12 protein-coding genes are annotated in these 12,938 nt (G+C 51.5%); 7 read left to right on the top strand and 5 right to left on the bottom strand.

The window, feature by feature from the left end:
• Positions 1-50 precede the first annotated feature (50 nt).
• Positions 51-536: a YajQ family cyclic di-GMP-binding protein gene (locus tag Q8A57_RS01575; protein ID WP_305169168.1), complete on the top strand. Its 486-nt coding sequence runs from the start codon at positions 51-53 to the stop codon at positions 534-536.
• Between the two features lie 20 nt (positions 537-556).
• On the opposite strand, the gene Q8A57_RS01570 is transcribed toward Q8A57_RS01575, so the two are convergent.
• Positions 557-1,207 (bottom strand): response regulator, encoded by a 651-nt coding sequence (locus Q8A57_RS01570; protein WP_305169167.1) that lies wholly within the window; start codon positions 1,205-1,207, stop codon positions 557-559.
• Positions 1,208-1,430: 223 nt separating this feature from the next.
• Here Q8A57_RS01570 and Q8A57_RS01565 point away from each other — a divergent pair, with 223 nt between their 5' ends.
• The 3 genes from Q8A57_RS01565 (at position 1,431) to Q8A57_RS01555 (ending at position 4,853) form a co-directional block, all read left to right on the top strand.
• A complete protein-coding gene (locus Q8A57_RS01565) occupies positions 1,431-2,750 on the top strand; it encodes a DcaP family trimeric outer membrane transporter (protein ID WP_305169166.1) in 1,320 nt (439 codons plus the stop codon).
• Positions 2,751-2,861: 111 nt separating this feature from the next.
• A complete protein-coding gene (locus tag Q8A57_RS01560) occupies positions 2,862-3,134 on the top strand; it encodes a DUF4212 domain-containing protein (protein ID WP_305169165.1) in 273 nt (90 codons plus the stop codon).
• A gap of 12 nt (positions 3,135-3,146) precedes the next feature.
• Positions 3,147-4,853 (top strand): sodium:solute symporter family protein, encoded by a 1,707-nt coding sequence (locus Q8A57_RS01555; protein WP_305169164.1) that lies wholly within the window; start codon positions 3,147-3,149, stop codon positions 4,851-4,853.
• 178 nt (positions 4,854-5,031) lie between these two features.
• Here Q8A57_RS01555 and Q8A57_RS01550 read toward each other — a convergent pair whose 3' ends face one another.
• The 3 genes from Q8A57_RS01550 to Q8A57_RS01540 all read right to left on the bottom strand — a co-directional run bounded on the left by Q8A57_RS01550 (position 5,032) and on the right by Q8A57_RS01540 (position 6,565).
• On the bottom strand, positions 5,032-5,490 hold the full coding sequence (locus Q8A57_RS01550; RefSeq protein WP_305169163.1) for a hypothetical protein: 459 nt from the start codon (positions 5,488-5,490) through the stop codon (positions 5,032-5,034).
• A 157-nt stretch (positions 5,491-5,647) separates the two neighbouring features.
• The gene (arfB, locus tag Q8A57_RS01545) at positions 5,648-6,067 is read right to left on the bottom strand and encodes an alternative ribosome rescue aminoacyl-tRNA hydrolase ArfB (protein ID WP_439651636.1); all 420 of its coding nucleotides are present in this window, start codon (positions 6,065-6,067) and stop codon (positions 5,648-5,650) included.
• An 84-nt stretch (positions 6,068-6,151) separates the two neighbouring features.
• Positions 6,152-6,565: a hypothetical protein gene (locus tag Q8A57_RS01540; RefSeq protein ID WP_305169162.1), complete on the bottom strand. Its 414-nt coding sequence runs from the start codon at positions 6,563-6,565 to the stop codon at positions 6,152-6,154.
• A gap of 195 nt (positions 6,566-6,760) precedes the next feature.
• Here Q8A57_RS01540 and Q8A57_RS01535 point away from each other — a divergent pair, with 195 nt between their 5' ends.
• From Q8A57_RS01535 to acs, 3 genes are all read left to right on the top strand, one after another.
• A complete protein-coding gene (locus tag Q8A57_RS01535; protein WP_305169161.1) occupies positions 6,761-8,617 on the top strand; it encodes a DUF294 nucleotidyltransferase-like domain-containing protein in 1,857 nt (618 codons plus the stop codon).
• Positions 8,617-9,309 (top strand): exonuclease domain-containing protein, encoded by a 693-nt coding sequence (locus Q8A57_RS01530; RefSeq protein ID WP_305169160.1) that lies wholly within the window; start codon positions 8,617-8,619, stop codon positions 9,307-9,309. Before Q8A57_RS01535 ends, Q8A57_RS01530 begins: the two co-directional genes overlap by 1 nt.
• 144 nt (positions 9,310-9,453) lie before the next feature.
• Positions 9,454-11,391: an acetate--CoA ligase gene (gene acs / locus Q8A57_RS01525; RefSeq protein WP_305169159.1), complete on the top strand. Its 1,938-nt coding sequence runs from the start codon at positions 9,454-9,456 to the stop codon at positions 11,389-11,391.
• 80 nt (positions 11,392-11,471) lie between these two features.
• Here acs and Q8A57_RS01520 read toward each other — a convergent pair whose 3' ends face one another.
• Positions 11,472-12,608, bottom strand: a complete 1,137-nt coding sequence (locus tag Q8A57_RS01520) for a carbohydrate kinase family protein (protein ID WP_305169158.1) — start codon at positions 12,606-12,608, stop codon at positions 11,472-11,474.
• Positions 12,609-12,938 lie beyond the last annotated feature (330 nt).

Below are 12,938 nucleotides of genomic sequence, written 5' to 3'. Positions count from 1 at the left end.
GGACGGCTAGACTAACGCCTTTAAATTTTTACCCATAAGGTGCCTGAAAAATGCCGACGTTCGATATCGTTTCAGAAGTAGATATGGTGGAGATCCGCAATGCTACCGAAAACACCCAGCGTGAACTGACAACGCGGTTTGATTTTCGTGGCGTTGCGGCAAGTGTCGAGCTCAAAGACGAAATCGTTACCCTCGCGGCAGAGTCTGACTTTCAATGCCAGCAACTGATGGATATGTTCAGCAAAAACCTGGTGAAACGCAACGTGGACCCCTACGTGGTGGATGTAGACGAAGAGGCCCTGCACATTGGCAAAACCTTCTCCCTAAAGGTGCGGTTCAAACAGGGTATCGACCAGCCCATGGCGAAAAAGATTATCAAGTTACTGAAAGATTCGAAGATGAAAGTGCAGGCATCCATACAGGGCGACAAAATTCGAGTCAGTGGCAAAAAGCGTGATGATCTTCAGCAGGCGATAGCGCTGGTTAAAGGGGCGGAGCTTGGCCAACCCTTTCAGTACGAAAATTTCAGGGATTGATTTTCACCTGAGAGAAGTCGTCAGGTGCTTTGGTCGGGTGATTCCAGGTTCAGTTTGCTGATAGCGAGTACCGCCTGGGTTCGGGAACGTACATTCAACTTTCTGAAAATTGCTGTCATATGCGCTTTGATGGTCGCTTCGGTGACATCTAGTTCATAGGCAATCTGTTTATTCAGCAGTCCTTCTGCCAGCATTGTCAGCACCAGGTATTGCTGGGGGGTAAGGGAGGCAATCCCTTCCATAAGTTTTTGTTCATCATCGCCCGCCGGTGCGCTAATTCCTGCATGGGCCGGTAGCCAGGTTCCCCCATTCAATGCGGCCTGGATCGCAGTCTGGATAACATCAATACCGGAAGACTTTGGCAGAAAACCCTTCGACCCGAATTCCACCGCTCTCTGCATGATATCGGTGCGTTCATTGGCGGAAACCACCAGAACGGGAATCTGTGGAGCTTGCCCTTTCAGGTAGGCGAGGGCGCTGAAGCCGTGGGCGCCGGGCATGTGAAGGTCCAGTAACACCAGGTCGGCATCGGGGTGATCGCAAAGCTTGGTTTGCAAGCTGGCCATATCCTGAGCCTCGACAACCTCCACATCAGCATCCAGGCAATGTAGTACCCCTGATATGGCATTGCGAAACAGCGGATGGTCGTCGGCAACGATATATTTTGACATGTAATTATTTTCAGCGTGCCAGTTCTTTTCGATGTTAGACCCCGCTGTCGGCGCTGACAACCCTCCCGGTCTTTTTAATTTTTGCCATTTTCTGCCTCTCAAGCCGCCAATGTTGTTAGACATTAGTCGTAATTTTTCACAGAAATCGACCTTGGTCGCATACCCATAGAGACGCGTTGCAGTAACTCTGTCACTGCTTGATAAATCTATTGGGAGAGGACTTATGTTTACCAAGACAAAACTGGCGCTCGCAACAGCCGTTATGTTGCCTGCCATGACATTCTCCGGACAGTCATTGGCAGCAGCGAGCAACGAGGACCTGTCTGCGAAAATCGAGATGCTGGAAGCACAGCTTGCGAAATTACAGCAACTGGTGACCCAGCAGGGGGAAAAACAAAAAGCCATTGAAACGACAGTCAGCAAAAAAGTTGATAGCCCCGTTTCCGGCATGAAATTGACTTATGGTGGCTTTGTTAAAGTCGATGCCATCAGCAGCAGTTATTCCGATGGTGAACGCGCAAGCTCTGCTATTGGCGATGACATTCTGGTACCCAGTACCATTCCGGTTGCCGGCAAGAGCGGTTCACGCCGTTTTGATGGGCATGCCAAAACCTCACGCTTCTGGTTTAAAACTGCGACGCCCACCAGCATGGGTAACATCAATACCCACTTCGAGATGGACCTGTTGACCTTTGATGGCGATGAGCGGATTTCCAACTCCGACCATTCACGTATTCGTCATGCCTACCTGAAGTGGGACTATAACGACAGCTCATCACTACTGCTGGGTCAGTCCTGGAGTACCTTTATGAGCACCATGGTTCTGCCAGAAACGGCAGAATTTATTGGGCCCACCTCAGGCGTGATCTTTAACCGTCAAACCCAGGCTCGGTGGAGTCACAAGTTGTCCAATGGCGGCACAGTTCACCTGGCACTGGAAAACCCATCTACAGGCACCATTGATGGCGGCGCCGGTTTTTCAAGTAACAATTACGATGACAACAATGTCCCGGATTTCGTGGCTCGCTACGATGGTAACTGGGGTAAGTTCAGCTATAACATCGCCGGTCTGGCCCGTCAGATCACCTATGACACGGGTACACAGGACGAAGACAAATGGGGTTATGGCGTCAGCCTCTCCGGTAAATATGCCTTTGCTAACGGCGATGACCTGAAAATGCAATTTAACCAGGGTCACCTGGGTCGTTACACCGCGTTGCAGGCATTCCGCGATGCAGCCATCGAGTCTGATGGTGACCTGGACCTGATCGATGTCACCGGTGGGTTTGTTGCCTATCGCCACCTGTGGACACCAAAACTGCGCAGTACCATTTCCTATGCCATGACACGGGCAGACAACCCCAGCTCAGTGGCAGATACCAACAACGAGGAAGTCAGCAACTACCTGGTTAACCTGTTTTACTCACCCACCACCAACCTCTCATTCGGCCTGGAATACCTGAATGCCGAACGTGAACTGGAAAATGGTGATGATGGTGATCTGAAGCGGGTGCAATTCACCGGTAAGTACGTTTTCCAATAGGCATTTGGCCTGGGTTTCGGGTCGGGTTAGACCAAGGTTGCAGAGACACACTATGTCACCTCGGTTAATTTGGTGGTATCCGAAAAAAGTATAACAACGGGAGGAAAGACAATGAGTTTCCAAACTGACGAACATGCCAAAGCTTACTGGAAGGAAAACCTGCGTTTGCTGGTGACCCTACTGGTGATTTGGTTCGCTGTTTCATTCGGGTTTGGCATCCTGCTGGTTGAGCCACTGAACGCCATCAAGATTTTCGGCTTCAAGCTCGGCTTCTGGTTTGCCCAACAGGGTTCCATCTACGTATTTGTGATTCTGATCTTCGTCTACGTGAAGAAGATGAAAGCGCTGGATCGCAAGTACAACGTCCACGAAGACGAAGAGTAAAGGGGAGTGATCATGGATATTCAAGGCTGGACTTTTTTACTGGTAGGCCTCAGTTTCGCTCTCTATATCGGGATCGCGATCTGGGCTCGTGCCGGTTCGACCAAGGAGTTCTACGTGGCCGGTGGGGGTGTTCCGCCCGTGGCAAATGGTATGGCGACGGCAGCTGACTGGATGTCGGCAGCATCGTTTATCTCCATGGCGGGGCTGATCTCCTTCATGGGTTATGACGGTGGTGTTTACCTGATGGGCTGGACCGGCGGTTATGTTCTGCTGGCACTTTGCCTTGCACCTTACCTGCGTAAATTCGGCAAGTTTACGGTGCCGGACTTTATCGGCGACCGCTACTATTCACAAACGGCTAGAACTGTGGCCGTGATCTGTGCCATCTTCGTGTCGTTCACTTATGTGGCGGGACAGATGCGCGGTGTGGGTGTGGTGTTCTCCCGCTTCCTGGAAGTGGATATCGTCACCGGCGTATTGCTGGGTATGTGTGTGGTGTTCTTCTACGCGGTACTCGGCGGTATGAAAGGCATTACCTATACCCAGGTAGCTCAGTACTGTGTATTGATCTTTGCCTACCTGGTGCCTGCCGTATTCATCTCCATGCTGATGACAGGTAACCCTGTTCCGCAGCTGGGCTTCGGTGACACTCTGGCGGATGGCTCAGGTACTTACTTGCTCGACAAGCTCAACGGGCTATCGACGGAGTTGGGCTTCACAGAATATACCTCGGGCAATAAGAGTATGATCGACGTGTTCTTCATCACCTTCGCTCTGATGGTGGGTACTGCAGGTCTGCCCCATGTGATCGTTCGCTTCTTTACTGTGCCGAAAGTGGCTGATGCTCGTCGTTCAGCCGGCTGGGCGCTGGTGTTCATTGCCATTTTGTACACCACTGCTCCCGCTGTTGCTTCTTTTGCCCGCGTGAATATGATCGAAACCATCAACGGTTCCGATGGCCAGGGTGTGGTCTACGAGGAAGCGCCGAGCTGGATCAGCAACTGGCAGCAAACCGGCCTGATTGGCTGGGAAGACAAAAACGGCGATGGTCGTATGTTCTACTCCGGTGATGACCGCAATGAGATGAAAATCGACCGCGACATCATGGTATTGGCTAATCCTGAAATCGCTAATCTCCCGGCTTGGGTAATTGCCCTGGTAGCGGCAGGTGGTGTGGCAGCGGCGCTGTCGACTTCAGCGGGTCTGTTGTTGGTGATCTCCACCTCAATATCCCATGACCTGTTGAAACGAAATCTGATGCCCAATATTTCGGATAAGCAGGAGTTGATGTATGCCCGTATTGCCGCAGCATGTGGTATCTCTGTGGCAGCTTATTTGGGTATTCACCCGCCGGGCTTTGTGGCACAGGTGGTGGCATTTGCCTTCGGGTTGGCAGCGTCCAGCTTCTTCCCCGCCATCATCCTCGGCATATTCCACAAGCGGATGAACAAGGAAGGTGCGATTGCCGGCATGCTCACAGGTATTACCTTCACGGCGGCCTACATCGTCTACTTTAAGTTCATCAATCCTGCGGCCAACACCCCGGATAACTGGTGGTTCGGTATCTCACCAGAGGGCATTGGCACACTGGGTATGATCTTTAACTTCCTGGCTGCCTTCGCCGTACAGAAAATGACCGGTGAAGCTCCCCAACATATCGAAGATATGGTGGAAAGCCTGCGCTATCCGAAAGGCGCTGGAGAAGCCCAGGGACATTAATGTTCAGGTGATAACTCGCCACTGCAAAATGGCCGCCCATAGGGCGGCCTTTTTTTTGGACGGATACTAATTGGTGACGGCTTCCAAGTGGGCAAATAAAAGGCTTAGCCGGGCTACGGTCTGTCCAGTGAAGTGCTGCCTCTCTTCAGAACTTCACTGGACAATTGTCTTGGCAAGATTACAGGTCGTGCATACGCCCTGTTTGACTGGCCAGGCGCATGGCCTCATGTTTTTCCATGGCCAGCAGAGATTCAAGTAATTCCCTGACGGCATTGGTTTCTGCTTTGCCCATCAACGTGCGGTACAGGTCCATGACCTGCTCGTGGAAATTAAACACCTCCATACAGATGCTGTCGTAATCCAGGGATTCAAATGCCATGTTGCAGCTTTCACTGATGTCTATGGGTTTGTGGGAAAGGTAGTCGTAAACATAAGTGTGCATGGCTTTGGTATCTGCTTTTTCTTCAAAGCTCTCCACCATTTTGGCAATTTTGGCTTCGTGGTCTGACAGATATTCGAGCAACAACTTGGCACCTTCCTGCCGATGTTTCTCCGCGCCGTGTGATAGGCACTTGGCCAGGTGGTCGTGGAGTTGGCGGGTCCAGTCGATCAAATCGGCAAATGTCTTGATATCCATCGAATTATCCTTGTTTGTGGTGTTGTCTGTTTATTTCTACGAGCGTTTATTGCTATCAGTTTAGTCCCAAAATTATTTGTTTGTTGTCAAAAAACGGAGGGATTTGATATAGAGCAAACCCCATATCTTCGAGGGGCCCAAGAGTGAGCAAAAAACATCAGTCAAGGACTTTGCCACGCAGAGCCTTGGTTTGCCCCCGACGAGTTTTACTGTCCATGCGCTTTTGTTTTGAAGCCTTGCTGGCCTTGGTTGGAATCCGGGTTTTCTGTACACGGGTGGCTTCTTCGATCAGAGCTTGTAACCGCTGTAAGGCATCAGTACGGTTTTTTTCCTGGGTGCGAAACTGCTGGGCCTTGATAACCACAATACCGTCGCTGCTGATACGTTTGTCTTTGAAGTCCAGTAATCTCTGCTTGTAGGCTTCGGGCAGGGAAGAAGCGTGGATATCAAAACGCAGATGAATGGCAGACGAGACCTTGTTGACGTTCTGGCCGCCGGCACCTTGTGCCCGAATTGCCGAGCATTCGATTTCGTCATCGGGGATCGAAATTGTGGGAGATATAGATAAGATTGCCATTCTATAACCTAGGTTGACACCAATGCAGGACAATCGCGTACAGGTTGTTTTACCAGCTCCTTTTAGAATGTTCAGAAAAAGAGCTTAGCTTTTTCTTTCCTCAGAGATGGGCTTTTTGTTCTTTATCCACTCTTCATAATGAACAAGTTTGACGTTATCCCAATCAAAAGTTTCATCGAAAGGATGCTGTACGAAATAGGCCAGTTTTTTTTCATGGTCAATTTTGATGGTAAAGCGTCTTGGGTCTAGTTGCCGCGAATACTTGGTTTTCTGCAATTCCATTTGTATGTCTTTTAAGTTTGTTTTGCACCAGACATAGGGGTGCTTGTTAGTGTAGAAGGTAAATGCAGTAGGGTTGTCTATTTCTTGGAGAAAGTGATCCATCTTATCCAAAGCTTCATTATGTATCTGTTCCAACTCTTTTTTGATATTCCTGAATACAGGGAAGAATACAATTAACGCACTTATGGTGAGGAAAATAGCTGCTAAATACCCCATGTCATGACATCCTCCATGAATTGACCGACGATGGTACGTTCTGGTCTCGAGTCCAAGTGTACAATCGGCTTCAATTAATGATCTACTGATACCAGAAGTATTACCAGTCTTCCACCTTAGCCTAATTGCCCCGTATCAAGTTGTAAGTCTACCTTTAGAGTTATTGTAGGCGTGTGTAAATGAAGGTATGCAGTTATGACTGTGAGTGTCGAAGTGGCGGCGGTTCGGGATTTCCTGGCCGAGTGCACACCCTTTAATGAACTGTCGGAAGAACACCTGACACTGGCTGCAGGTCACGTGCAGATTGCCTACTATCGCGCCGGGGAATCCACGGGGATTCTCGATTACTCCAACCCGAAATTGTTGATCGTGCGCAGCGGGGCTTTTGAGGTTCGTAACGGCGAAGGAGAGCTGCTGGACCGGGTAGAGCCAGGTGGCTATTTTGGATATCCGTCATTGCTGACAGGTGATGCCATTACCAACCAGGCAGTGGTTATTGAAGACGGTTTACTGTACCAGATTGACGCGGACACCTTTCAGCAGTTGCGTTCGGTGAACCGGTCGTTTGATCGATTTTTTAATCAGGCCCATGCCAAGCGCCTGCGGCATGCAGTGCGTTTTCGTGAACAGAATTATCAGTTGACCCGCCGCGTTGGTGACCTGTCGTCCCGCGAACCTGTCACTGCACGGCCTGACCTGACGGTAGCTGAGGTGGCAGAAATAATGACCGCCCAACGGGTAAGTTCGGTGATGGTTATCGATGAGCGCCAGCAGCTGTGTGGCCTTGTGACCGACCGGGATTTGCGGGCGAGGGTGGTGGCGGAGAAACGCGGCCCAGAGACACCCCTGTCGGAAATTATGACCCGGGAGCTTACCAGTGTTTCAGCAGAGAGCCTGGTCTTTGAAGCCCTGCTGCTCATGACCGAGCACAATATTCACCACTTGCCGGTCACCGCCGATGGCCAACCGGTGGCCATGCTAACCACGACTGATCTGGTGAAAGCGCAGAAGGCAGATCCGGTTTATCTTATCGGTGAAATCGGGCACCAGGATAGTGTGGAGGGTCTGAAAGGTGTATCCCGGGATATTCCCGAGTTGTTGCGCAGCCTGATTCGTGCTGAAGCAAGTGCGGATCAGATAGGTCGGCTTTTGACCACGGTGACCGATGCACTGACTCGACAGTTGATCAAGCAGGCAGTTGAGAAATACGGCGAGCCTCCGGTGCCATTTGCCTGGTTGGCTTTCGGTTCCCTGGGGCGCAGGGATCAGACAGCGATCTCAGATCAGGATAATGGCATGCTGGTCGGAGATGCGGTCACCCAGGGCGATGACGAGTATTTCCTTGCTGTTGCCAATTATGTCAATGATGGCCTGGATGCCTGTGGTTACAAGTACTGTCCGGGCGAGATCATGGCTTCGACCCCGGATTGGCGGCAGCCCCTGGTGGGGTGGAAAAAACAGTTTTTGCGGTGGATAAACCAGCCCTCTTCAAAAGCATTAATGCATGCCAGCATTTTTTTCGATATGCGCTGTGTGTATGGCGATCAATCACTTTTCGATGATCTGCAGGCCACGGTTTGCGATGCCGCTCGCGGCAATGAAATTTTTCTCGCCAACCTGACGGCCAATGCCTTGAAGTTAACCCCGCCCATGGGATTCTTTAAGAACTTTGTGGTGGAACACAGTGGTGAACATAAAAACACCCTGGATGTGAAACTGCGGGGGATCATGCCCATTAACGATATTGCGCGGATTTACGCCCTGTCGATAGGTTCCCGTCAGGTTCATACCCTGGAGCGACTACAGGAAGCGGTTTCCAGCAAGTTGCTGACGCTCAAGGATTCCCGCAACCTCACCGATGCCCATGAATTTATTTCACGTCTGCGTCTGGTGCACCAGGGGGAACAGCTTCGCGATGGTGTGAAACCGGACAACCACCTGAACCCGTCAACGTTCTCCTCCCTGTCCCGTCACCAGTTGAGGGATGCCTTTGCGGTGGTCAACAATGCACAGTCAGCACTTCGGGTTAAATTCACCCATGGGTTAATGTAATGCTGGGTCGTTGGACTACCCGCTGGCGACAGCGACAGTTGCTGGCGAAATGCCCCGAGTCGGCGATGCACAATTACCTGCGGGGTGAGTTGCCGGATCTTCGTTGTGAGATTCGCCAGACAGGCTTTCTGGCGGTGGATCTTGAAATGACAGGAATGGATGCCGGCACCGACCATATTCTCAGCATTGGTTATGTACCAGTGGACGGCTTTCGGGTCTTACTCAGCGGTGCCTGCCATCGCCTGGTAAGGAGTGATCAGGGCGTTGGGCAAAGTGCTGTGATTCACGGCATCCACGATCGGGATATCTTGCAGGCGGGCACCCTGCGCGAGGCCATGGATTCCTTTTTATCTGCTCTGCAGGGACGGGTGATGCTGTTGCATTGCGCCACCCTGGACATGGGCTTTCTGCAACAGGCCTGTAAGGCAGTTTACGGAATACCCTTACTGGTCCCTGTGGTAGATACCATGGCTCTGGAAGACCAGCGTTTGCAGCGAAACAGCAACGGCCAGCACGGCCAGAGCCTGCGTCTGTCGGAATCTCGCCGCCGCTACAATTTGCCGGATTACCATGCCCATAATGCGTTGGTCGATGCCGTGTCCACGGCAGAGTTGTTTCTCGCTCAGGTGAGCCACCGTTTTGGCAGACAACCCGGCAAGTTAAGTCAACTGCCTGCGATGTTTTACAGTTAGCTTATTTTATAACCACTTTTTTCTCTGAATGGCTGTTATATCCTCCCTTTTGCTGACGCTTGTTATGCAAAGGTCGAATAGATGCTAGGCTTGACCTCCATTACTCTGAATCCTATAGAACATATATAAGTAAGGGAGGATTCCATGTCTGACACTAATGTTCGCCCCGTCCCCGGCGATTTCGCCAGCGAAGCCCACATTGATAACGAGACTTACCATGAAATGTATCGGTGCTCGATTGAAGAGCCCGAGGTTTTCTGGGCTGAACAGGCGAAGAAATTCATTGATTGGGAGAGTCCCTGGAGTGAGATCAATACCTTTGATTTCATGACGGGAGAGGCGAGCTGGTTTACCGATGGCAAGCTGAATGTCACGGTGAACTGTATCGACCGACACCTGGCCACGAAAGGTGATCAAACAGCGATTATCTGGGAGGGTGATGACCCTGAAGAGAGCGCCTATATCACTTATAACGAACTGAGCGAACAGGTCAACAAGCTGGCCAATGTGCTCAAGTCACGGGGTGTAAAGCGCGGTGATCGCGTCTGTATCTACATGCCAATGATCCAGGAAGCGGTGTATGCCATGTTGGCTACCGCGCGCATTGGTGCTGTGCACTCGGTGGTGTTTGGTGGCTTTTCTCCCGATGCCCTGAAAGATCGTATTCTGGACTCCGACTGCCAGGTGGTCATCACCTCCGATGAAGGCCTGCGTGGTGGTAAAAAAGTCCCCCTGAAAGCCAATGCCGATGCGGCATTACGTCACTGTCCGAATGTTCACACCTGTATTGTTGTGGAGAGAACCCGTGGTCTGGTGGAATGGAATGAAAAGCGCGATGTCTGGTACCACGAGGCCATCGCCGAGGCCAAGGATTACTGTCCGCCGGAACACATGGATGCCGAGGATCCGTTGTTTATCCTTTATACCTCTGGTTCAACCGGCAAACCGAAAGGCGTGTTGCACACTACCGCCGGTTACCTGTTACAGGCGGCAATGACCCATAAATACGTTTTCGACTACAAAGAAGGCGATGTTTACTGGTGTACCGCTGATGTCGGCTGGGTCACAGGCCACAGCTACATTGTGTACGGCCCTCTATGTAATGGAGCCATTACCCTGATTTTCGAGGGGGTCCCTACCTATCCCGATGCTTCGCGTTTCTGGCAGGTGGTAGAAAAACACAAGGTTAATATTTTCTATACCGCGCCCACTGCCATCCGCTCCCTGATGGGTGCGGGCGACGAATTTGTTACAAACACCGATCGCAGCTCCCTGCGTTTGTTGGGCACGGTGGGTGAACCCATTAACCCGGAAGCCTGGGAGTGGTATTACAAGGTGGTTGGCGAGGAGCGTTGCCCTATTGTTGATACCTGGTGGCAGACAGAAACCGGAGCTCATATGTTGACGCCTTTGCCCGGAGCCATCGACATGAAGCCCGGTTGCGCCACAGTACCTTTCTTTGGAGTACAGCCTGTGTTGCTGGATACCGACGGCAAGGAAATAGAAGGCCCCGGTGAGGGTAACCTGGCCATCAAGGCCTCCTGGCCCTCACAGATTCGTGGTGTGTATGGCGATATGGGCCGCTATCAGGAAACCTATTTCTCGGCATTCAAGGGCTATTACTTTACCGGTGACGGTGCCCGCCGTGATGAGGATGGTCACTACTGGATTACCGGTCGTGTCGATGATGTGCTCAATGTTTCCGGTCACCGTATGGGAACGGCCGAAGTGGAAAGTGCGCTGGTACTGCACCCCAAAGTGGCTGAGGCTGCCGTGGTGGGTTGCCCACACGATATCAAGGGTCAGGGTATTTATGCCTATGTCACCCTGATGAGTGGTGAGGAACCCTCTGATGAACTCCGCAAGGAACTCATCAGCATCTGTGTGAAGGAAATCGGCCCTATTGCCAAGCCGGATTACATTCACTGGGCGCCGGGTTTGCCCAAAACCCGTTCCGGTAAAATCATGCGCCGTATCCTGCGCAAGATTGCCGCCAATGAATTGGAGAACCTGGGTGATACTTCCACCCTGGCTGATCCATCTGTGGTTGATGACCTGATTGAGAATCGGCTGATCCGCTAACTGCCGGTTCAGCAGCTCTCACCGAAAAAAGCCCGCAGAGCGGGCTTTTTTTATGGCATTTATTATTTGTCAGGTGATCTCTAAAAAGCCCTGTTTTCATCTGGCACTACCGTTTTGCCAATACGGATGACTGTTTGCCCAGTATTTTCAGTTGCCAGGAGTTGCTCAATGTCTCTCAGCGTTAAAAGTCCAGTTTGAGTATCTATATGGGCCACCACACTGGCAGCATTTTTCGTGGCAACCCAAAGCGCTTTTGCGGAGTCGTTGCCTTCGAGCAGTTGCGCCACGATGGTCGAGGCAAAAGCATCTCCGGCCCCAGCGGTACCCTTGGGTTCTATTAGAGCCGCAGGGCAGTAAAGTAACTGTTTGCTGTCGAACAGGTAAGCGCCATCGCCGCCATCGGTGAGGGAAAAGAAGCGTGGTCCGGTGCTGCAGATCATCGACATCACATCGTTGAGGGGCAACCAGTAATCATTGACATGCAGGCCTGATCGCATCAGCGGTGGTTTTATTTCGATGTCTGTCGCCAACAGGGGGAGTTTGGTATACAGCCTCCTGTGGGTCAGGGACAACAGGTCAATGGTTTCCTGCTTGTTGAGTGACAGGTAGTCAATATCTTCCGCCACACTCAGAAACTGCTCGATGGATTCCTCGTCTCTGCCCATGCAGGGATTCAGTGCCACCAGACAGCCAGCGCTTTTAGCCAGTTCCACAATGCGGGGCAGGGCGTGGCGGGAAAGACTGGAAAGGCAACCCACATAGACCAACCGATAGCGACTGAAATCGATATGCGGTAGTTGCCCTTCAATTCCACTGTTTTCACCGCGCTTGGTGAATAAGGCGGCGTTTTTATCGTGGGAATAGATCAGGATTGAATTGCCGGACTGCCAGTCTGGTTGGGTGAAAAAGTAGTCGACACCCACGCCCTCGTCGATAAGACGCTGGTATATTTTCCTGCCGTTCAGGTCATCGCCGGCCAGGGCCAGTACATCCACGGCCAGTCCCTGCCTGGCCATGGACACGGCAACATTGGCTGCTCCCCCTCCCACGTGGCTGGAAATGCTTTCCGCTTCCACTTTTCGTCCCTGTTCCAACAGCAGGAAAGACGTTTCCCCATTGTGTAGGGAAATACGCTCAATGGCTTCCTGGGCCACGGAGACGATGTTGTCGATAGTGACGGAACCGATAACCAGCACACGATCGGTTATTTCTGTCACAGTTTATCTCCCGGTCAATAAAGCTGTTTCTATCACTATAGTGTGGCCTGAAAATCCTGGCGAGAGAGAGTGAAATTAAAATAAAAAAAGCCCCGACATTTGGGGCCTTGGGAGAATCTGGACACAGCATGCCATCCAGATTGATGAGCCAACTGTACGTTTTTCCCAAGTGTCGGGTTTGCCTCTCCGGTCGAAGATATCCAGAACACTGGCAGGTCCCTGGCTAGGAGTGCCGAGTATTCGCCTTCGTCTTCTCAATCATCCAATCTTGCGCGGGAATAGAGAGGTTAGATCGTGGCTCAATGGACGGGTGTTTTTGGGGAAATAAAC

The organism is Porticoccus litoralis (assembly GCF_030676955.1).
In the GTDB taxonomy this organism is placed as follows: domain Bacteria; phylum Pseudomonadota; class Gammaproteobacteria; order Pseudomonadales; family Porticoccaceae; genus Porticoccus; species Porticoccus litoralis.
Note: the sequence above shows the minus strand (reverse complement) of the source record. Positions and strands in the feature narration are given on the sequence as shown.